The sequence below is a fragment of the Agrobacterium burrii genome (assembly GCF_017313405.1).
GTDB lineage: Bacteria > Pseudomonadota > Alphaproteobacteria > Rhizobiales > Rhizobiaceae > Agrobacterium > Agrobacterium burrii.
This window is the reverse complement of sequence record NZ_JAFLNA010000014.1, coordinates 78,750-98,908: the sequence shown is the minus strand read 5'-3', so window position 1 is coordinate 98,908 and position 20,159 is coordinate 78,750. Positions and strand designations below refer to the sequence as shown.

19 protein-coding genes are annotated in these 20,159 nt (G+C 59.3%); 15 read left to right on the top strand and 4 right to left on the bottom strand.

Features of this window, described 5'->3' with window-relative positions:
• Nucleotides 1–74 precede the first annotated feature (74 nt).
• Entirely contained in the window at nt 75–2,015 is a 1,941-nt protein-coding gene (locus JZX89_RS22655; protein ID WP_207135367.1) for an ABC transporter substrate-binding protein, read from the bottom strand.
• 167 nt (nt 2,016–2,182) lie between these two features.
• Here JZX89_RS22655 and JZX89_RS22650 point away from each other — a divergent pair, with 167 nt between their 5' ends.
• Both JZX89_RS22650 and JZX89_RS22645 read left to right on the top strand, forming a co-directional pair.
• A complete protein-coding gene (locus JZX89_RS22650) occupies nt 2,183–2,893 on the top strand; it encodes a GntR family transcriptional regulator (protein WP_207135366.1) in 711 nt (236 codons plus the stop codon).
• A gap of 245 nt (nt 2,894–3,138) precedes the next feature.
• Nucleotides 3,139–4,347: an MFS transporter gene (locus JZX89_RS22645; protein WP_207135365.1), complete on the top strand. Its 1,209-nt coding sequence runs from the start codon at nt 3,139–3,141 to the stop codon at nt 4,345–4,347.
• Nucleotides 4,348–4,488: 141 nt separating this feature from the next.
• Here JZX89_RS22645 and catB read toward each other — a convergent pair whose 3' ends face one another.
• Both catB and JZX89_RS22635 read right to left on the bottom strand, forming a co-directional pair.
• On the bottom strand, nt 4,489–5,118 hold the full coding sequence (gene catB, locus JZX89_RS22640) for a type B chloramphenicol O-acetyltransferase (protein ID WP_207135364.1): 630 nt from the start codon (nt 5,116–5,118) through the stop codon (nt 4,489–4,491).
• Nucleotides 5,119–5,456: 338 nt separating this feature from the next.
• Nucleotides 5,457–5,924 (bottom strand): Lrp/AsnC family transcriptional regulator, encoded by a 468-nt coding sequence (locus JZX89_RS22635; protein WP_142842036.1) that lies wholly within the window; start codon nt 5,922–5,924, stop codon nt 5,457–5,459.
• 121 nt (nt 5,925–6,045) lie between these two features.
• Here JZX89_RS22635 and JZX89_RS22630 point away from each other — a divergent pair, with 121 nt between their 5' ends.
• The 11 genes from JZX89_RS22630 (at nt 6,046) to ehuA (ending at nt 17,973) form a co-directional block, all read left to right on the top strand.
• A complete protein-coding gene (locus JZX89_RS22630; protein ID WP_207135363.1) occupies nt 6,046–7,524 on the top strand; it encodes an NAD-dependent succinate-semialdehyde dehydrogenase in 1,479 nt (492 codons plus the stop codon).
• Nucleotides 7,525–7,538: 14 nt separating this feature from the next.
• Nucleotides 7,539–8,942 (top strand): aspartate aminotransferase family protein, encoded by a 1,404-nt coding sequence (locus tag JZX89_RS22625; RefSeq protein WP_207135362.1) that lies wholly within the window; start codon nt 7,539–7,541, stop codon nt 8,940–8,942.
• Nucleotides 8,943–9,111: 169 nt separating this feature from the next.
• On the top strand, nt 9,112–10,560 hold the full coding sequence (gene ehuR / locus JZX89_RS22620; RefSeq protein ID WP_207135361.1) for a MocR-like ectoine utilization transcription factor EhuR: 1,449 nt from the start codon (nt 9,112–9,114) through the stop codon (nt 10,558–10,560).
• 70 nt (nt 10,561–10,630) lie between these two features.
• Complete coding sequence (gene eutB / locus JZX89_RS22615; protein ID WP_207135360.1) at nt 10,631–11,650, top strand: hydroxyectoine utilization dehydratase EutB; 1,020 nt, start codon at nt 10,631–10,633, stop codon at nt 11,648–11,650.
• Nucleotides 11,647–12,660 (top strand): ectoine utilization protein EutC, encoded by a 1,014-nt coding sequence (eutC, locus tag JZX89_RS22610; RefSeq protein WP_207135359.1) that lies wholly within the window; start codon nt 11,647–11,649, stop codon nt 12,658–12,660. Before eutB ends, eutC begins: the two co-directional genes overlap by 4 nt.
• Nucleotides 12,657–13,835 carry an ectoine hydrolase DoeA gene (doeA, locus tag JZX89_RS22605; RefSeq protein ID WP_207135358.1) on the top strand — a complete coding sequence of 393 codons (1,179 nt, stop codon included), beginning with the start codon at nt 12,657–12,659 and terminating at the stop codon, nt 13,833–13,835. The genes eutC and doeA overlap by 4 nt, the downstream gene beginning before the upstream one ends.
• Before the next feature lie 4 nt (nt 13,836–13,839).
• Nucleotides 13,840–14,853, top strand: coding sequence for a N(2)-acetyl-L-2,4-diaminobutanoate deacetylase DoeB (doeB, locus tag JZX89_RS22600; RefSeq protein ID WP_207135416.1), 1,014 nt, complete (start codon nt 13,840–13,842; stop codon nt 14,851–14,853).
• A 61-nt stretch (nt 14,854–14,914) separates the two neighbouring features.
• Nucleotides 14,915–15,766, top strand: a complete 852-nt coding sequence (ehuB, locus tag JZX89_RS22595; protein ID WP_149901071.1) for an ectoine/hydroxyectoine ABC transporter substrate-binding protein EhuB — start codon at nt 14,915–14,917, stop codon at nt 15,764–15,766.
• Between the two features lie 60 nt (nt 15,767–15,826).
• Nucleotides 15,827–16,492: an ectoine/hydroxyectoine ABC transporter permease subunit EhuC gene (ehuC, locus tag JZX89_RS22590; RefSeq protein WP_207135357.1), complete on the top strand. Its 666-nt coding sequence runs from the start codon at nt 15,827–15,829 to the stop codon at nt 16,490–16,492.
• 12 nt (nt 16,493–16,504) lie between these two features.
• Complete coding sequence (gene ehuD, locus JZX89_RS22585; protein WP_207135356.1) at nt 16,505–17,197, top strand: ectoine/hydroxyectoine ABC transporter permease subunit EhuD; 693 nt, start codon at nt 16,505–16,507, stop codon at nt 17,195–17,197.
• Nucleotides 17,194–17,973 (top strand): ectoine/hydroxyectoine ABC transporter ATP-binding protein EhuA, encoded by a 780-nt coding sequence (gene ehuA / locus JZX89_RS22580; protein ID WP_207135355.1) that lies wholly within the window; start codon nt 17,194–17,196, stop codon nt 17,971–17,973. Before ehuD ends, ehuA begins: the two co-directional genes overlap by 4 nt.
• 33 nt (nt 17,974–18,006) lie before the next feature.
• Here the strand turns inward: ehuA and JZX89_RS22575 are convergent, their stop codons facing one another.
• The gene (locus tag JZX89_RS22575; RefSeq protein WP_207135354.1) at nt 18,007–18,915 is read right to left on the bottom strand and encodes a LysR family transcriptional regulator; all 909 of its coding nucleotides are present in this window, start codon (nt 18,913–18,915) and stop codon (nt 18,007–18,009) included.
• Nucleotides 18,916–19,033: 118 nt separating this feature from the next.
• Between JZX89_RS22575 and JZX89_RS22570 the strand changes: the two genes are divergently transcribed.
• A complete protein-coding gene (locus JZX89_RS22570; protein ID WP_207135353.1) occupies nt 19,034–19,756 on the top strand; it encodes an SDR family oxidoreductase in 723 nt (240 codons plus the stop codon).
• 50 nt (nt 19,757–19,806) lie between these two features.
• Entirely contained in the window at nt 19,807–20,085 is a 279-nt protein-coding gene (locus JZX89_RS22565) for an Atu4866 domain-containing protein (protein WP_246746783.1), read from the top strand.
• The last annotated feature ends 74 nt before the right edge of the window (nt 20,086–20,159 follow it).

Below are 20,159 nucleotides of genomic sequence, written 5' to 3'. Positions count from 1 at the left end.
GATCTCGCCGTTCGATGTGACATAGATCGAAGGGACCGGCAGCGGCATTTACGCCACTGCCGGCGGGAGGAGCCTTATTGAGCAGGCTTGTCGAAATACCACTGCGTCAGCGTCGGCGCAGGGTGCCAGAGATTGCCGGTGATCGGGATGCCGTTCACCACATTCTTCAGGTTCTTCGATGTCATCATGTATTTCGGCTTGGGCCGGGAAATACCGATATTGAGGAAGTTATCGGCTGAAAGCTCAAGGAACGCCTTCATCTTGTCGCGACGATCATCGTCCGTCACGGCCGCGTTGACCTTGTCGTAAGAAGCCATCAACGCCTTGATCTCGGCCGGAGGCTCCTCGCCGGTGGCGTGATTGGCGTACCATTCGCTCCACTTCATGGCGAAGAAGATATCCGCCTTCTGGAACGGCATGTAGCAGCGCGGGTCGGTATAGACCTCGGAAAGGCCGCCGACGCAGTTCCAGATATAGGCATCCTGCTCGTTTGCCGACCACATGGTGTTCAATCGCGCCCGGTCCGTGGTCCTGAGCTGGATATCGATGCCGACATCCCTGGCGTATTGCTGAACCATCTGCATGACATCGGGGTAGGACAGACCGAAGACATCCGCCACCATGAAGTTGATCGTCAGCCGCTTGCCGGTTTCATCCAGCCGGAAACCTTCCGCATCCTTCTTCGGCAATATCTTGTCGAGCATTTCAGCCGAGAGCTTTGGATCGAACTGCGTGTACTGCGTCGCCTCGCGTTCGTTGTAGAGTTCGTGTTCGGGCTGCACCGCCACCTGCGCGGGCGTACCCTGCCCCACATAGACAAGATCAATGATTTCCTGCCGGTTGATGGCCTGGCTCAGCGCAATACGGAAATCCTTGTTCTGGAAAATCTTGCGTTTGACCGGATCGGTGGAATTCAGGTTCAGCAGAATGGTGGCGTCGTTTGCCGGAAGATCCTTCACATCCACGAACTTGTAATTGCCGGTTTCCTGACCATCAAACAGAACCGACTTGAATGTGGCGTTGTTGATGTGGCGGAACGCGAAATCGAACTCGCCGGACGTCATCTTCAGCGCCATCAACTGCGGATCGTCGAGCTTGGCCCAGGTTATCGTGTCGATATAGGGAAGCTGATTGCCGGCCGTATCGACCTTCCAGTAATATGGGTTGCGTGTGGCAACCACGCGGTCCTGATCCGCATAAGGCACCGTCAGCACCCAAGGGTTCATCGTCGGCAGCTCGAGGTTCTGCCAATATGCGGGCTGGAAGGTCAGAGAAACCTTGGAGTTGAACAGCGCCACCCAGTCGCCCGCAGCCGGGTTGGATTTCAGAATGGCTGGAATGCCATCCTTGTTGTACTTCTCATGAAACTGGCTGAGGTAGTGCTTGGGGTAAATGACCGGCAGATGCCCCTGGCCATAGGCAAGCTGTTGCAGAAACAGGCCGTAGGGCGACTCGAACTTGAACTCGACGGTGAGGTCATCGATCTTCGTGACCTTCACCGGCTTACCACCCACCGTGAAGGTCGGGTTCTTTGCCGGAGACAGCGCCGGGTTCATGAAGACGTCTTCATACCAGAACATGATGTCATCGGCCGTGAAGGGCTGGCCGTCGCTCCACTTCAGGCCCTTGCGTAGCTTGAACGTGTAGGTCGTCGCATCGTCCGATGCTTTGAACTCTTCCGCAAGGGAAGGCATGATCTTCTTCCACTGCGGATCCCAGCGAACCAGCAACTCGTTGGCAATGGTGCGCGTCAGATTGTACTGGTCGCCGTTGGCGAGAATGGTCGTGCGCAGCGTGCCGCCATATTTGCCGACACCATCCACCATGGTTTCGACGAACGGCGTCTCTGGCAGACGATCAGTGACGGCTGGCAGTTTGCCGCCTTTCACCTGCTCATCGAGCACAGGCGCCTGCCTGTAATCGGCAGCCCATAAAGGAGCCGTTCCGCAAAGAAGGGCAGTAGCAAGCAGCGTGCCGGACAGGCCAAAGCGACGCGGTGTGAACCGGTAATTCATTTCTTCTCCTCCGATTACCGGCTCCACCACCGGCATTCTCCCTCAGACGGCGCCTCCTCCGTCTTGTGCACAAAAACTTTCAGATCGTACATTATTTGTCAATATGAATGTATGAAAATACGTTTTCCTATTGGCAATCGCGGGGAAAATGCTTTAAAAGCAACCTCATGAACACGATCACCACCCTTTCTGCACCAACGCCGGAGTTGGACTCCATGACGGACGAGGCCGAAGTTTCGGTCTATGAGCGCCTGCGCGACGACATCATTCACGGCCGCCTGAAGGCAAATGAGCGGTTGAAGGTCACGGACCTCGCAAACCGGATGGGCACTTCGACCAATCCGGTCCGCGAAGCCCTCCAGCAATTGCGCGGCGAAGGTTTCGTCGTCATGGCGCCCAATCGCGGCGCGCGCGTGCGCCCGATAGACGAGGACTTCGTGCGCGACATCTGTGAGATCGAGGTTTTGATCGAGCCCGCTTTGACACGCTGGTTTGTGGACATTGCCACCAAAGCAGACATTGAAGCGCTTGAAGCCCTGCAACAACAGATCGAGGACCTGAATTTCGCGGACGAGGCAAAGCATTCCGACCTCGATCTGCAATTTCATCAACTCATGTACGACCGACACTACAACCGGCATGCCGTCGACCTTTGGGTGCGTCACCGACAGATTCTGGGCGCGATCAGCCGGCGGTTTTCCACCTCGGTAAAACGTCAGCGTGATGTGGTCAAAGAGCATCAGGAACTGTTGCGCTGCCTGAAGATGCATGATTCCGACGCCGCCTCGGCTGCCATAGCCACCCACGTCTCAGGCTCGGGCGCGCACATCATCGAGCATATGCGCGTTTCGCGCCATGCCAGATCCGACACGCGGTGAACACGAAACGGCCGGTCCGGGGTGACGCGAGAGAGATGGCCCACAGCCAGACAGGGAACAGACCTCCCTCCCTCGGCAGACGCCAGGCATCCAGCCTTCATATCTCAGATAGCGGCCACGCATATGCGCATCCGAACGTTGTGCGACGCACAAATTTCGGAGGAATAGGCATGAAATTCGGATTTTTAGATACATATCATCCGAAAAAATTCGTCTAAAACTCTCTCAACTCAAGGAGAGACACCATGACGGACACGACATCAGAATTTGATGGGGCAACAATTGGCCTGGAGACCGCCGAGCAACCCGCATGGACCGCAGCCACCTGGTTTGCGGTTCTTTCGATGGCGGCCACCAGCTTTGCGCTGGTATCGGCCGAGTTCCTGCCAGCGGGATTGTTGACGCCCATGGCGCGCGATCTCGGCATCACCGAGGGTACCGCCGGGCAGGTCGTCACGGCGACAGCTTCCGTAGGCGCCGTGACGGCTTTGCTGAGCAATGTTCTCATTGGCAAACTGAACCGCAAGACCGTGCTTGTCGGTCTCAGCGCGCTGGCGATCGGTTCCAACATTCTCGCATCAGTTGCTGCGGATTTCTGGCTATTGCTGGTGGGCCGGGCCGGACTGGGTATCGCGCTCAGCGGCTTCTGGGCTCTTTCGGTTGCCGTTGTCGCGCGGCTCGTTGGCGCAAATTCGACCGGGCGCGGCATGGCCATCGTCACCCTCGGCGTTTCGCTCGCCACCATCGCTGCCCCTTCAATGGGCGCCTTGATCAGCGACTGGGTTGGATGGCGCATCGCCATGTCGATGACGGCGGGGCTCGCCATAATTGCCATGCTGCTGCAGATACTCAGCCTGCCCTCGCTGCCGGCAAGCACGAGCAACAGTCTTTCCGATGTTCTGCGGCTGACGCGGCGGCGCAGCATTCAACTGGGGATGCTTGCAATCCTGTTGCTGATGACGGGGCATTTTGCCGGTTCGGTCTATGTGCGTCCCTTCCTCGAACAGGTGACGCTGCTTGAGACCACGCCGATTGCCCTCGCCCTGCTCGGCTTTGGTGTCGCTTCCGTGATCGGCAATGTGCTGGGGGGCCGGATGGCTGACACCAGTATCCGCCTCGCACTCATCGTCACTGCCGCCCTGATGGCGTTTGCGACGATCGCCCTTGTTGTCTGGGGTGCTCATACCGGTGCCGCATTTGCTCTCGTCGCTCTTTGGGGTCTTGCCTTCGGCATGGCGCCTGTGGTGCTGCCGACCAACCTTTCCCGCGGCGCACCCGATGCCCTGGAGGCAGCAGGCAGCCTGATGGTCGTTTCCTTTCAGGTGGCCATCAGTATCGGTGCGGTTTTTGGCGGCTACATCGTTGATTCCTATGGCGCTACCGCTCCGTTGACCCTGACTGCGATTTTGGCCGGTTTCACGGTTGCTCTCGCTTTGCTGCAGCGTCCGGATTGATCTCTGCCTTTCTACGTCACGCCACTGGCAAGGCGTCTGATCATCCACAATTCTGCTGGCGTTGTTACGACGCCAGTACGCATGTTTCTCGCGCTTCCGGTAACCGACCTGCCTCAATGAGGCAGGTCGGCAACATCGCCTTTACAGAAGGTGGGCCTGCCAGAACCGATGCAGCTTTGCGACGTTGCCGCTCGTCATAAGCGGCATTGCGGTTTTGAGCTTTTCTGCCGGCCACTCCCACCATTTCATCTCAAGCAGCAGGGCGATGTCATCGTCGTCAAACCGCTTGCGAATGGTTTTAGCAGGGTTGCCGCCGACGATGGCGTAAGGTTCGACATCCTTCGTCACCAGCGCCCGCGTTCCGATGACGGCGCCATCCCCGATCTTGATGCCGGGCATGATGATCGCTTCCGAGCCTATCCAGACATCGTTGCCGATGAGGGTGTCGCCCGCCGGCAAATAACCATTCTCCGCGTTTTCGAATTCCGGCACTTCCGGCATGAAGAAAAACGGGAAGGTGCTTATCCACTTGTTCCGATGGCCCTGATTGCCCGCCATGATGAAGGCGGCGCCCGAACCAATGGAGCAGAAGCTTCCGATAACCAGCTTGTCCGCGCCTTCATCCGCCAGCAGATAACGGGCACAATCTTCAAAACTGTGGCCGTGATAATAACCGGAATAATAGCTGTATTTACCGACGATGAGGTTGGGGTTCTTTACCTGCCTGTCGAGCATGATGCCCCGGAACGGGCTTTCGAAATAATTTTCCATTGAGGTAATCTCACTGCATGTGTTCGCATTCGCTTGCCTTCAGGCAAGCCGACGCCAAGCGCGAAGCCGGCCGGCTCCTCGCCCGATGCTCCTCGCGCTGCGGCGGGAGCTAGATGCAGGTGATACTCGATGCTTTTATCATCAGGCCTGATTATCGCAAAAATCCTCGAAGGCCAAGCCGGTGCCGCTTCAAATGCCGGCATGGGAGACGACTGAAGATTTGTGCTGGGGGGATTTTCGGCGTCGACCCTTGCCGGGGCTGGGTTTCTTTCGGACTTTCGCCCGGCAATGCCCGGGATGGGAATTCTTTCAACCGGGCTTCCAGATCGCCCCCTCAATCAGGCTTCGATTGGAAAGGCAAAGCCGGCTTTAACCCGATCCATCACAACCATGGTCTTGAAGCCTTTAATGTCATGGTTTTCATAAAAGAACCGGCGGGTGAAAGCCTCGTAATCCTCCATGTCCTTTGCCGTGATGACCAGAATGAAGTCGGCGTCGCCGGTCACATAATAGCCGATCATGACTTCACGCGTGGCGCGGATGGCGGCCTTGAAGCGATCGACAATGTCCGCCCGCTCGCGCTCCAGCGATACCAGAACGATCATGGTGATGCCGCGCCCAACGGCTTTGGGTGAGATGATTGCCACATCCGCTTCAATCACCCCCTCCTCGCGCAGGCGCTTCAGCCGTCTTTGGCAGGCCGTGGGCGACAGGTTGACGATCTGCGCCAGCTCTTCCGACGTCAGGCGGTTGTTCTTCTGCACGGCGTCAAGCAACGCCCTGTCGGCTCGATCTATGGTGGTCATGCAGAATTCCTGCGTCAATTTGAAAAACTAAGCATCATTCCTGCGCCATAACAGGAATAAACGCCGCCGATCGATGATGCCGCGCCGCTAAGCTCCTTGCAAATAAAAAGGGAGCCTCCTCATGAAAGATATCGCCAGCGCGGCGCTTGAAAGTCTGCATCGGCCCGATCTGGTCGAGCATCGTGCCTTTCTTGATGGGGCATGGGTGGCGCGTGACGAGAAACTGAGCGTTATCGATCCGGCCACCGGCAACCACCTCGCCAGCGTGACATCCTGTTCGCTCGACGATGTCGATGTCGCAATCGATGCCGCCGGCAGAGCCTTTCTCGACTGGCGGGAACGGCTGCCCGTCGAGCGTGGCGACATCCTGCGCGCCTGGGGCAGACTGTTGCGTGAAAACGCGGATGATCTCGCCACCATCATAACCGCCGAACAGGGCAAACCGCTTTCCGAATCCCTTGGCGAGATTTCCTATGCCGCCAATTTTCTCGACTGGTTCGCGAGCGAAGGCGAACGATCCTATGGTGAAACCATCCCGAGCCATTTGAAGGGCGGCAGCCTGTCCGTGCAGATGCAGCCAATCGGCGTTACCGTCGCAATCACCCCATGGAACTTCCCTTCCGCCATGATAACCCGCAAGGCCGGTGCCGCTCTTGCCGCCGGGTGCACCATGATCGTCAAACCGGCGCCGGAAACGCCGCTCTCGGCTCTGGCTCTGGCAAAGCTTGCAGAAGAAGCGGGAATGCCATCAGGCGTTTTACAGGTGCTGCCCGGCGAAGCCGCCCCGCTGGCGCGCCGCCTTCTGGACCACACTGATGTTCGCGCATTTTCCTTCACCGGCTCGACGCAGGTCGGGCGGATCCTCCTCGAACAATCGGCGGCAACGATCAAAAAAGCGTCGCTTGAGCTTGGTGGCCATGCGCCCTTTATCGTGTTCGGGGACACCAACCTGTCCCAGGCGGTCAAAGGTTGCCTCGGCGCCAAATTCGCGACCTCGGGACAGGACTGCCTTGCGGCAAACCGCATCTACGTTCAACGCGCAGTTTATGAACGGTTCATCGACCAGTTTGCCAAAGCGACTTCCGAACTTGTGGTCGGCCACGGGCTTGAACCCGATATCGATATCGGCCCGATGACGCGCCCCTCCGTCGCCGAGAAATGCCGTCAGCAGATCGCCCAGGCTCTTTCAGCCGGCGCACGTCTGGTCTGCGGCGGACAGGATAGCCCTCTGGGCGGCAATTTTGTTACGCCGACGGTTCTTGCCGACGTTACCGACGAAATGTTGATCGCCCGCGAGGAAACCTTCGGGCCGGTCGCCGCCATATTGCCGTTCGACGATGAGCAGGAGGTGATCCGCCGCGCCAACGCGACGGAAATGGGGCTTGCAGCCTATCTCTACACCAACGATCTCGGCCGCGCGATGCGTCTCACCAACCAGCTGGAATACGGCATGGTGGCCGTCAACACACCGAAATTCACCGGCGCGCCCATTCCATTCGGCGGCTGGAAGCAATCCGGGCTTGGCCGCGAGGGGTCGCGCCATGGTCTCCTGGAATATCTCGAACCCAAATATGTCTGCTTCGGCAATCTTGCTGCCTGAAAGGAATTTCTGTCATGACCATCGACATCAAACGTATCGCCGAAATGGATCGCAACGCGGTTCTGCACCCCTTCACGCAGCTGAAGGATTTCGCCAGCGGCAAGCTCGGCGAACCGACGATCGTTGAAACCGGCAAGGGCATTCGCATTCAGGACGCGCATGGCAAACAATTGATCGATGGTTTTGCCGGGCTTTATTGCGTCAATGTCGGATATGGCCGCACCGAAGTGGCCGAAGCCATTTCCCGCCAGGCCTATCGCCTTGCCTATTATCATTCCTACGCCGCCCACACGACCGACGAACTGGCAATCCTTTCTGACCGGCTGGTAAAAATGGCGCCAGGCAGGATGAGCAAGGTCTTTTATGGCATGTCCGGTTCGGATGCCAACGAGACACAGGCAAAGCTCGTCTGGTATTACAGCAACCTGCGCGGCAAGCCGGAAAAGAAGAAGATCATCTCGCGTGAGCGCGGATATCACGGCTGCAGCGTCGTCTCCGGCTCCATGACCGGCATGAGCTTTTATCATGACCATATGGACCTGCCGCGTGCGGGCATCCTGCACACCGGCGCTCCCCATCATTATTGGGGTGCGGAAGCAGGTGAAACCGAACTCGAATTTTCAAAGCGGCGCGCCGACGAGCTCGAAGCGCTTATCCTTCGGGAAAATCCCGACACCATTGGCGCTTTCATTGCCGAACCGGTGCTCGGCACCGGCGGCATTACACCGCCGCCGGAAGGTTACTGGGCGGCGATACAGACTGTCCTCGGGAAATACGACATCCTGCTGATCGCCGATGAAGTTATCACCGGTTTCGGCCGTACCGGCTCCATGTTCGGCTCGCAGCATTATGGCATCGAACCGGATCTGATTACGGTCGCGAAGGGCCTGACCTCCGCCTATTTCCCGCTCTCCGGCGCAATCGTCGGCGAGAAGGTCTACAAGGTGATGGAGGAAGGCGCTGATCGCGTCGGCGCCTTCTCGCACGGTTATACCTATTCAGGCCACCCTATTGGTGCGGCAGCGGCAAATGCCGTGCTCGACATCGTGGAAAAGGAAGACCTGCCGGGCAATGCGCGCGCCGTCGGCAGCTATTTCCAGGAACAGCTCAAGGCGAAGTTTGCCCAGCTGCCAATCGTCGGTGAAGTGCGCGGTGTGGGCCTGATGGGCGCAATCGAATTTGTCGCCGACCGGGACAGGAAAACCCGCTTTGCCCCCGGCCTTGCGGTCGGTGCGCGCGTTTCCAAGGCGGCGCGCAACGGCGGTCTCATTGCACGTGCCATGCCGCATGGTGATATTCTGGGTTTTGCGCCGCCACTCGTCACGACGAAGGCAGAGGTGGACGAGATCATCGCCATCGCCGAAGCTGCGGTTCGCAGCGTCATGGATGAACTGGTACAGGCGGGCGAAAACATTTGAGAATCCACACCATTCCGGCTTCCGCCATCAATGCCTGTTTGAGCGGCAACGGCGTGGCGATTGCGCATATTCGCAGTGCAATCGTCACCGGTGATGCATAAGGCTTCATCTTTTTGAAGAACCGTGCATAATGTCATGAAATTACCTTCGCTAAAAACGAGACAATTTCATGCGCCGTCAAGCCAATCCGCTCAGCCTCGATCCGGTTCCCGCAACAAAACCGGTGGCATGGCGGCCAAGCCTGACCAAGCAGAAGGGCGAGACCAAACATTCGGCACTGACGGAACGGATCATCGCCGATATCGATGCCGGCGTCTTGAAGCCGATGGACCGGATGCCGACCCATCGCGATCTGGCCCGCGATCTTGGCCTTTCCGTCCAGACCGTCAGCCTCTCCTACAAGGAGGCTGAACGGCTGGGTTATCTGAGCGGCGAAATCGGCCGCGGCACCTTCGTCAAGGCGCGGGTAACCGACCGGGCGGGCCGCATGATGCTTGACCACAGCCCGACCGAGGTGCTTGATCTTTCCATCATCCGCGGCGTCTATCTCGAGGAGCACGAAACGGCCTCGCGTGCGATCCTGCGCGAGTTGGCGGATAGTGATAATTCAAGCTTCATGCGCCCCTGCCGTCCGGTCGCGGGACTGGACGGCCATCGCGAGACGGCACGCAGCTGGCTCGGCATGTTGGGCGTCACGGCCGGTGCGGAGCGTATCCTTGTCACCAACGGCGCGGCGCACGGCATTTTCCTCGCGCTCAGCTGCATCGTCCGTTCGAGCGACGTCGTGCTGTGCGAAAACCTTACCGACCACGGCATTATCGGCCTTTCCAACATCCTGGGGTTCAGCCTCAAGGGGCTGCCCACCGATGGCGAGGGCATTCTGCCCGATGCGCTGGAGGCCGCATGCGCGGCGGGCGGGGTGCGGGCGCTCGTTCTCATCCCCACCCTCAACAATCCCACCGGCCACGTCGCGGGCGCGGAACGCCGGCGCGACATCGCCGCGATTGCGCAACGATACGGCGTCTTCGTCATTGAGGATGAAGTGTATCGCCCGATGATCGAAGACGGGTTGCCGTCCATCACCGAAATGCTGCCGGATCTGGGCTTTTTCGTCACCAGCTTTACCAAGACGGTCCTAACGGGGCTACGCGTCGGTTATCTCGTCGTACCACCCGCCTATTCCATCCGCGCCGCCTCCATCCTGCGGGTGTCGAGCTGGAGCGGTACATATCTGACCGCCGAAATCGCCACACGCTGGGTTGAAAACGGCACGGCGCGCCGGCTGCTGGACATCCAGCGCGCCGAAGCCCGTGCACGGCAGACCATTGCAATGGAAATCCTCGGCGACCATATCGCCTCGAGCCATCCTCTCTCCTTCTGCGCCTGGCTCAGGGTTCCGCCGCACTGGACGGAAGACGGCCTGATCCGCTCCCTGACCAACCAGAACGTTGCGGTCACGCCATCGGAGCCCTTTGTTGCCGGCCCAGGCCATGGCGGTGGCATCCGCATATGTCTCGGCGGACGCCTCAACCATCAAAGCCTCGCCAAGGCGTTGACGACGGTGCGCCAGGCCTTCGAGCAACTGCCGCCGGTTTATGACATCGGCTCCATCGGCTGAAACGCCCTTGACCGAAAATCATTGAATCATTACAATATAATAATTGACATGATTTTACTTCGCTCTCAACATGACAATCATGAAGAGCGAAAACCTTTCCATATCCGCTGACACATTCCTGCTGCCGGTCTCGCTGGCAGATATCGAGCAGGCTGCCGCGCGTATCCTCGGCCATGTAGAGCGGACGCCGCTGGTTCGCTCCGATGTCCTGTCGCAAGGTCACGGTGCGCCGGTCCATCTCAAACTGGAAACCCTTCAGCCGGTTGGCGCTTTCAAGCTGCGCGGCGCGATGAATGCGATCCTGTCGCTTGACGACGAGGCGCGCAGGCGTGGCCTCGTCACCGCCTCGACAGGCAATCATGGCCGCGCTGTCGCCTACGCCGCGCGCAAACTCGGTATTCCCGCCACAGTCTGCATGTCGTCGCTCGTCCCGGCAAACAAGGTTGAAGCCATCCGCACTCTCGGTGCCGATATTCGCATCGTCGGCAAATCGCAGGACGACGCGCAGGAGGAAGTTGATCGCCTGACAGGCAGCCACGGCCTGACGTCGATCCCGCCCTTTGATGATGTGAATGTCGTGGCCGGTCAGGGCACGATCGGCATCGAAGTTGTCGAGGACATGCCTGATCTGGAAACCATCCTCATTCCCCTCTCCGGTGGCGGCCTGGCGGGCGGCATTGCCGTGGCGATCAAGGCGTTGAGGCCGCAGGCCCGTATCATCGGCATTTCCATGGAGCGCGGCGCGGCCATGGATGCATCGGTCTCGGCCGGCAGGCCTGTCTCCGTGCGCGAGGAGGAAACACTGGCGGATTCGCTGGGTGGTGGCATCGGGCTGGAAAACCGCGTGACTTTTGCACTCTGCCGCGCGCTGCTTGACGAGATCGTGCTGGTTTCCGAAGCCGAGATTGCTGCCGGGATCAGCCATGCGGCACGCGAAGAAGGTTTGATCGTGGAAGGAGCCGGCGCGGTTGGTTTTGCTGCGATCCTGTCGGGCAAGATCAAAATCACCGGCCCCACCGCCCTTATCGTATCCGGCGGCAATATCGACCCGGCCATTCACAAGACGATCGTCGAGGGAGCTGTCGCATGAGCCGCATCACCATCCTGACCGAAAACGACCTTCGCGCCATCGTCAAGCTCGATCTGTCTTCCATCGACTGTGTCGAACGGGCCTTTGCGGCACTGGCCACCCAAGCCGTCGCCATGCCGCCGATCCTGCGCCTCGACATTCCAGAGTTCCGCGGCGAAGTGGATGTAAAGACGGCTTACGTGCCCGGCTTTGAAGGTTTCGCCATCAAGGTCAGCCCCGGCTTCTTCGATAATCCGAAGCTTGGCCTGCCGAGCCTCAACGGCCTGATGATCCTCTTCAGCGCGAAAACGGGATTGGTGGAGGCGCTGCTTCTCGACAATGGCTATCTCACCGATGTTCGCACCGCCGCAGCCGGCGCTGTCGCCGCACGGCACCTGTCGCGCGAGGATACCTCCATCGCCACGATTTTCGGCGCAGGCATGCAGGCACGGTTGCAGCTGGAAGCCCTGATGCTGGTGCGCCCGATAAGATCAGCCCGGATATGGGCAAGAAACCATGACAGGGCGCAGAAACTCGCCGGCGATTTCGCGCGGGAACACAGCATCGAGGTTACCGCCATACCCGACCCGCGTGACGCAATACGAGGTGCGGACATCATCATCACCACAACACCTTCCGAAAAACCGATCCTCTTTGCCGACTGGCTGGAACCGGGCCAGCATCTGACCGCGATGGGATCGGACGCCGAAAACAAGAATGAAATTGATCCCGGCGTCTTTGCCCGGACAACCTATGTCGCGGATCGTCTGACCCAGACCCGCATTCTCGGCGAGCTGCACCATGCCATCGCCGCAGGGCGTGTCATGCCGGATCAGCAATTCGCCGAGCTTGGGGCCATCATCGCCGGCAAGGCGCAGGGAAGAGTGGGCCGCGACCAAATAACCTTTGCCGACCTGACCGGCACCGGTGTGCAGGATACCGCCATCGCCAATCTCGCCTTCACCCGCGCACGGGAAGCCAATAGCGGCCAAATCATCGAAAACAGTGTGAAAATGGGAGACGCAGCGTGAGCATAACGCTGAACTTTACGCGCGAGGAATATGCCGCGCGCCTGTCTAAAACCCGCAACGCCATGGAAAGGGCCGGCATCGATCTTCTCGTTGTCACCGACCCATCCAACATGCACTGGCTGACCGGTTATGACGGCTGGTCCTTTTATGTGCATCAATGCGTTCTGGTGCCGCCGGGTGGCGAGCCGATCTGGTATGGCCGAAAACAGGACGCCAACGGCGCAAAGCGCACGGCCTACCTCGCCCATGAAAATATTATCGGCTATCCCGATCATTACGTTCAATCGACCGAACGGCACCCCATGGATCTGCTGTCGCAGATCATCGAAGACCGGGGCTGGTCCGGCCTCACCGTCGGCGTCGAGATGGATAACTACTATTTCTCCGCCGCCGCTTTTGCGTCGCTGCAGAAACATATGCCGAACGCGCGATTCAAGGATGCGGCCGGTCTCGTGAACTGGCAGCGCGCAATCAAGAGCCCGACCGAACTCGATTATATGCGCAATGCCGGCAAGATCGTCGAGCTGATGCACAAGCGCATCGTTGATGTCGTCGAACCCGGTATGCGCAAATGCGACCTCGTTGCCGAGATTTACGATGCCGGCATTCGCGGCACCGCCGAATTCGGCGGTGACTATCCTGCCATTGTTCCCCTGCTGCCATCGGGAGCCGACGCATCCGCGCCGCATCTGACATGGGACGACAAACCCATGCGCCTTGGAGAAGGGACATTCTTCGAGATTGCCGGCGCCTACAGGCGTTATCATTGCCCGCTGTCGCGCACCGTTTTTCTCGGCAAGCCGACACAGGCGTTTCTCGATGCGGAAAAAGCAACGCTCGAAGGCATGGAAGCCGGTCTTTCGGCAGCGAAGCCGGGCAACACCTGCGAAGACATCGCCAATGCCTTTTTCGCCGTGCTCAAAAAATATGGGATCATCAAGGACAACCGCACCGGTTATCCGATCGGTCTCTCCTATCCGCCTGATTGGGGCGAGCGCACCATGAGCCTGCGGCCCGGCGACCGCACCGAGCTGAAACCCGGCATGACGTTCCATTTCATGACCGGTCTGTGGCTTGAGGACATGGGGCTCGAAATCACCGAAAGCATCGCGATCACCGAAACGGGCGTCGAATGCCTGTCCAACGTGCCGCGGCAACTCTTCGTGAAGGGCTGAGATGATGTTGAGCACCGCTCCTCGCCCCTCACCGATCACGCCCTCCGTCGATTTCGACGCGAAAGGCGTACAGCACGGTCATTTGCGGCTACCCTATAGCCGCGATGACAGCGCCTGGGGTTCGGTGATGATACCGATCTGCATCATCGCCAATGGCGACGGGCCAACGGCACTTCTGACCGGCGGCAATCACGGCGACGAGTATGAGGGGCCGGCAGCACTTTTCGAGCTTGCCCATACGCTTGATCCGGTTGACGTCAGCGGGCGCATCATCATCGTGCCGGCGCTCAACTATCCGGCCTTTCGCGCGGGCACACGGACCTCGCCAATCGATCGGGGAAACCTGAACCGCAGCTTTCCCGGCCGCCCTGATGGAACGGTGACGGAGAAGATCGCCGATTACGTGACCCGCCATCTGATACCGCTTGCGGATATCGTTCTCGATTTCCATTCCGGCGGCAGGACACTTGACTTCCTGCCTTATGCCGCCGCTCACGAATTGCCCGACAAGGCGCAGGAGACCCGTTGTTTTGAGGCGGTGGCGGCCTTTGCGGCGCCCTATTCGATGAAGATGCTGGAAATCGACGCCGTCGGCATGCTCGATACGACGGTCGAGGAACTCGGCAAGGTTTTTGTCACGACCGAACTGGGCGGGGCCGGCACGGCGAGCGCAAGATCGATCGACATCGCCCGGAAAGGCAGCCTCAACCTGCTGCGCCACGCCGGCATACTGGCCGGTTCGCCGGATGTTCAACCAAGCCGCTGGCTGGACATGCCCTCCAGCGATTGCTTCACCTTTGCCGAAGATGACGGGCTCGTCGCCTTTGTCCGCGATCTGGGAGACGCGGTCACGGCAGGTGAAATCATCGCCCGGGTCTATCCGGTCGGAAAAACCGGCCTCGCGCCAGTCGACTACCGCGCATCCATGCATGGCGTGCTTGCGGCGCGCCACGTTCCCGGCCTGATCAAGGCCGGCGACTGCCTTTCCGTCATCGCCACGGTAACGGAGAACACGTAGTCAAACGAACCCCCGTGAGATCCGAAAACGGACCACGCAACCCAACCAGAGGAGTAATACCATGCACATTACCAAAATCGCCGGGCTTTCCGCCCTTGCCCTTGCCATCGGCGTGACTTCGGCTAGCGCCTTGACCTTAGAGGAGGTCAAGAGCCAGGGATATATTCGTGCCGCCACGGCAAACGAAGTGCCCTATTCCTACATGCAGCCCGACGGCACATCTGCCGGGATCGGCCCTGATGTGGCCAATGCGGTTCTGAAATCGATGGGTATCGAGGAGGTCAACTGGACGGTGACGCCGTTCGGCACATTGATCCCCGGCCTCAAGGCCCGTCGCTTCGATTTTGCGGCGGCAGAACAGAACATCTCGCCCGAACGCTGCAAGCAGGTCTCCTTCACCGAGCCTAATTCTTCCTACGGCGAAGGCCTGCTGGTGAAGAAGGGCAATCCGAAGAAGCTGACGACCTATGCCGATATCGCCAAGGATCCATCCTTGAAGGTGGCCGTCGTCTCGGGCGCCAACAATGTCGACTTCCTGCGGGCCGTCGGCGTCAAGGACGAGCAGATCGTCTTCATTCCGGCCAATGCCGATGCGATCCCCACCGTGCAGAGCCGCGCGGATGCCTATGCGGCCACGGAGCTCACCGTCTCCGAACTCGCCAAAAATCAGGCCAATGTCGAGCAGGTCAAGCCGTTCGTAGATCCGGTTGTGAAGGATGCGCCGGTGCGCAATTATGGCGGCTTCGCCTTCCGCCCCGAGGACAAGGAGTTGCGCGACGCATTTGACGCCGCTCTGATCGAATTCCGCAAGACGGATGACTACAAGAAAATCCTGTCCAAATACGGTCTGTCCGAACAGAGTATCGCGGCAGCGGCCGAAAAGAAGGTCGCCGATCTCTGCGCCGGAAAATAACGCTCAGCTGCGCCCGGTCTTCGCCGGGCGCAGCTCGTCAGGAACTTGGGAAAACTCCAGATGGACATGACCGCCTACCTGCCAATGTTGTGGCAAGGTGCCGTCGTCACCATGACGATTACGCTCGCAGCGCTCGTTGTCGGCACGCTGCTCGCCTTTTTCTTTGGGATTTTGCGTGTCGAAGGCGGACCGATCCTGTCAAAGGTCGCGCTTTGTTATACGGAGGTGTTTCGCGGCACCTCGCTGCTGGTTCAGCTATTCTGGTTCTACTACGCGCTGCCGCTGATTGGGTTGAGCTTTGATCCGATCACCACAGGCATTCTGGTGCTCGCCGCCCATGCCGGCGGTTATGGCGCGGAGATCGTGCGCGGTGCGCTGTCCTCCGTTTCCGTGCAGCAGCTGGAAGCGGCCCGCGCGCTGAACTTTACGCGGATGCAGACGCTGTTTCGCATCTCGCTGCCGCAGGCAATCGTCGAGATGATGCCGGCATTCGGCAATCTGGCGATAGAAACGCTGAAGCTTTCTTCGCTCGTGTCGCTGATCTCGATTGCCGACCTGACATTCGCGGCGCAGTCGATCCGCAACCTGACGCTGGATAGCACCAGCATCTATTCGATCACGCTGCTCTGTTATTTCGCGATGTCCCTGATCCTGATGGTCATCATCCGGATGATCGAACATTTCGTCAGGCGCGGCAATGTCTTTCCGCGCACCCGCCATTCGTAAGGATATCTTCTCATGATGTATGGTTACGAATGGGACACCACCACCTGGCTGACCTATACAACATCGATCCTGCCCATCATCCTGATCGGCCTGACGGTGACGTTGAAGGCGGCAGCCGCCGGCTTCGCCATCGCGCTGGTTCTGGGACTCGCTTTTGCACTGCTGCGCCGCAGCCGGGTCAAGATGATCTCCTGGCCGACTGCTCTGGTTGTCGAGTTCCTTCGCGATACGCCACTGCTGGTGCAGCTGTTCTTCCTTTATTACGTGCTTCCGGAGTTCGGCATCGTGCTGCCCGCCTTCCTGACCGGCGCGCTGGCGCTCGGCCTGCAATATGCGGCCTATACCTCCGAGGTCTATCGCGGCGGCATCGAGGCGGTGCATCACGGCCAGTGGGAAGCAGCGACCGCACTCAATCTGACGCAGATGCAGACCTATCGGGATATCATCATTCCTCAGGCCATCCCGCGCATCGTGCCGGCCATGGGCAACTACCTCGTCGCCATGATCAAGGAAACGCCGGTCCTTTCCGTCGTCACGGTTCTGGAGATGATGGGGCTTGCCAACATGATCGGCGAGCGCACCTTCGAATATCTGGTGCCGCTGACGCTTGTCGGCCTGATCTTCCTTCTTCTGACAATAATCTGCTCGGCAGGCCTCAGCCGCCTGCAAAGGGCGCTACCAAAAGCAGGAATACCCTTGCGATGACCAACACCATCAATCAGCCGCTGATCGAATTTTCCGATGTCACGAAGCGCTTCGGCATTCTGACAGTTCTCGACCAGTTCAATTTCAGCGTGGCAAGGGGGGAAAAAGTTACGCTTATCGGCCCTTCCGGCTCCGGCAAATCAACGGTTCTGCGCATTCTCATGACGCTGGAACCGTTCCAGGAGGGCAAGCTTACCCTTGCCGATATCTCCTATCATGAGCAGGGCGGCAAAGGCCCCTTTCAGGCTTCGGAGAAACACCTTCGCCAGATCCGCAATCACGTCGGCATGGTCTTTCAGAGCTTCAACCTCTTTCCGCATATGACGGTGCTTCGCAACATCGTGGAAGCGCCGGTGCGGGTGCTGGGCATCGCCCGCGCAGAGGCGGAAGCGCGGGCAATCGAATTGCTGAAGATGGTCGGGCTGGCCGACAAGAAGGATCATTTTCCGGTGCAGCTTTCCGGCGGTCAGCAGCAGCGTGTCGCCATTGCCCGCTCGCTTGCCATGCGCCCGCGTGTCCTGCTTTTTGATGAGCCGACCTCGGCGCTTGACCCGCAGCTGGTGGGTGAAGTGCTGTCAGTCATCCGTGATCTGGCGAATGAGCACGATCTGACGATGCTGCTTGTTACCCACGAAATGCGCTTTGCCCGCGAAGTGTCGGACCGCGTCTGTTTCTTCGACAAAGGCCGTATCTGCGAACAGGGCACACCCGAGGAAATTTTCGGCGGACCGAAGGAAGAGCGGACCCGTGAATTTCTGTCATCGGTTTTGCGGTAAAGCGACATCGGAGCCAAGGCACGCCATCATCGTTTAAAGCGACCGCGTGCGTTGCCTTGATGTCTTGACGTGATCGATCAGCGCCCGGAGCTTGGGCGCCAGATTACGCCTGCTCGGATAATAGAGGTAGAAGCCGGGGAAATAAGGTGAGTAGTCTTCAAGCAGCGGCACCAGCTCTCCGCGATCGATCCAACTGCGGAATGTATCTTCGATGCCAAAGGTGATTCCTGCTCCCGCCACCGCCATGCGGATCATCAGTGCCATGTCGTTGGTGGTGATCTCCGGCGCTACCGCGACACTGAATTCACGCCCGGCCTCCGCAAACTCCCAGCGATAGGGTGCGCTACGCGGAGCCGGCCGCCAGCCAATGCAGCGGTGATGCGCCAGTTCCTTCGGGTGTGCGGGCTTGCTGCTACCTTTGAGATAATCAGGCGAACAGACGGCCAGCTGCCGCACATCCCCGGATATCGGCACGATGATCATGTCCTCATCGATCACCTCGCCCAGCCGCACGGCCGCGTCATAACCTTCGGCAACAATATCGAACTCCTCATCCGTCACCACGACATCGAGGTGAACGTCCGGATAGGCGGCCGTGAAGCCTGCGAGAAGCGGGCCGGACAGGAAGCTTTCGGCAATGGAGGAGACGGCGAGCCGCAACAGCCCGTTCGGCCTTTCCCGCAATTCGCCGGCCTGTTCCAGCGCCGCCGACATTTCGGCGATGGCGGGAGCGATATTGGCATAAAGCCCCTCACCCGCCTCGGTGAGACTGACGCTGCGGGTAGTGCGCAACACCAGCGCCAGACCGAGCATTTCCTCCAGCCGCCGGATCGTCTGGCTGACCGCGGAACGTGACACTCCCATGCGGTCGGCAGCGGCACGGAAACTCTTCAGTTCCGCCACCAGCACAAAGACCGAAAGAGCATTCAGATCAGGAGGCATTGGTTAGCTGTCCTTACCACTATGGAAATTAATAGGTATCTTATCTCAACAATGCCGCCTGTCTATCTTTCAAACATCCGCAATCGGGCGGTGGTTTTAAACAGGAAGGACAAGAACGATGGACAAGGTTGTTCTCATCACGGGGGCCTCCAGCGGCATTGGCGCGGGTATCGCGCGTGAACTGGGCAAGGCTGGCGCAAAACTCATGCTCGGCGCCCGCCGCACGGAGCGGCTGGAAGAACTCGCAAAGGAAATCCGGGAAGCGGGCAACGGCCAGGTGGCGATCAGCCGACTTGATGTCACCAACCGTGCCGACGTTGCCGACTTCGCGGACAAGGCCCGCGAAACCTTCGGCCGGGTCGACGTCATGATCAACAATGCCGGCGTCATGCCGCTTTCCCTGATGGCCTCGATGAAGGTCGACGAATGGGACCGCATGGTGGACGTCAACATCAAGGGCGTGCTGCACGGCATCGCGGCCGTGCTGCCGGAAATGACGTCGCGCGGTTCCGGCCACATCATCAATATCGCCTCAATCGGGGCGCTGTCGGTGGTGCCCACCGCCGCCGTCTACTGCGCGACGAAATTCGCCGTCAGGGCAATTTCGGACGGGTTGCGGCAGGAACGGCCGGACCTGCGCGTCACCTGCATTCATCCCGGTGTAGTGGAAAGCGAACTGGCGGAAACGATCACCGATCCGGCAGCCGCCGAGGCCATGAAAACCTACCGCGCCATTGCGCTGAAGCCCGATGCCATCGGTCGCGCGGTGCGTTTCGCCATCGAACAGCCCGATGACGTCGATCTGAACGAGATCGTCATTCGCCCAACGGCTGCCGCCTGAGGAGGAGACAGATGAAACACATGACAATACCGGTTGCCGCTGCATTGGCCATGCTTACGGGAACAGAAACCCGCGCAGGTTCTACTCCGCCGCAGGCTCATCCTTATGTCGGAATGTGGGTGACAGGCGACGGCCATATTCGCCAGGAGCTTTTGACCAACGGGCGTTATGACGAAGCCCGCGGCAACCGCAAAAGCGCCTATCAGGGCCGTTACGTTATGACCGGCAATCACATCGATTACTGGGACGATACCGGCTTTACCGCGGATGGAACGTTCATAGATGATGTCCTCCACCATGGCGGCATGATCTTTTACCGGGAGCGGTGATGTGCAATTAAAACGATGGATCGCGCCCGCCCGCGATCCATCACCAGCAGACACTTGCGGCACCATCCTGGTCG

Coding starts and splice junctions, on each gene's coding strand:
- JZX89_RS22655 (WP_207135367.1), bottom strand. CDS start 2,015: ATGAATTACCGGTTCACACCGCGTCGCTTTGGCCTGTCCGGCACGCTG.
- JZX89_RS22650 (WP_207135366.1), top strand. CDS start 2,183: ATGAACACGATCACCACCCTTTCTGCACCAACGCCGGAGTTGGACTCC.
- JZX89_RS22645 (WP_207135365.1), top strand. CDS start 3,139: ATGACGGACACGACATCAGAATTTGATGGGGCAACAATTGGCCTGGAG.
- catB (WP_207135364.1), bottom strand. CDS start 5,118: ATGGAAAATTATTTCGAAAGCCCGTTCCGGGGCATCATGCTCGACAGG.
- JZX89_RS22635 (WP_142842036.1), bottom strand. CDS start 5,924: ATGACCACCATAGATCGAGCCGACAGGGCGTTGCTTGACGCCGTGCAG.
- JZX89_RS22630 (WP_207135363.1), top strand. CDS start 6,046: ATGAAAGATATCGCCAGCGCGGCGCTTGAAAGTCTGCATCGGCCCGAT.
- JZX89_RS22625 (WP_207135362.1), top strand. CDS start 7,539: ATGACCATCGACATCAAACGTATCGCCGAAATGGATCGCAACGCGGTT.
- ehuR (WP_207135361.1), top strand. CDS start 9,112: ATGCGCCGTCAAGCCAATCCGCTCAGCCTCGATCCGGTTCCCGCAACA.
- eutB (WP_207135360.1), top strand. CDS start 10,631: ATGACAATCATGAAGAGCGAAAACCTTTCCATATCCGCTGACACATTC.
- eutC (WP_207135359.1), top strand. CDS start 11,647: ATGAGCCGCATCACCATCCTGACCGAAAACGACCTTCGCGCCATCGTC.
- doeB (WP_207135416.1), top strand. CDS start 13,840: ATGTTGAGCACCGCTCCTCGCCCCTCACCGATCACGCCCTCCGTCGAT.
- ehuB (WP_149901071.1), top strand. CDS start 14,915: ATGCACATTACCAAAATCGCCGGGCTTTCCGCCCTTGCCCTTGCCATC.
- ehuC (WP_207135357.1), top strand. CDS start 15,827: ATGGACATGACCGCCTACCTGCCAATGTTGTGGCAAGGTGCCGTCGTC.
- ehuD (WP_207135356.1), top strand. CDS start 16,505: ATGATGTATGGTTACGAATGGGACACCACCACCTGGCTGACCTATACA.
- ehuA (WP_207135355.1), top strand. CDS start 17,194: ATGACCAACACCATCAATCAGCCGCTGATCGAATTTTCCGATGTCACG.
- JZX89_RS22575 (WP_207135354.1), bottom strand. CDS start 18,915: ATGCCTCCTGATCTGAATGCTCTTTCGGTCTTTGTGCTGGTGGCGGAA.
- JZX89_RS22570 (WP_207135353.1), top strand. CDS start 19,034: ATGGACAAGGTTGTTCTCATCACGGGGGCCTCCAGCGGCATTGGCGCG.
- JZX89_RS22565 (WP_246746783.1), top strand. CDS start 19,807: ATGCTTACGGGAACAGAAACCCGCGCAGGTTCTACTCCGCCGCAGGCT.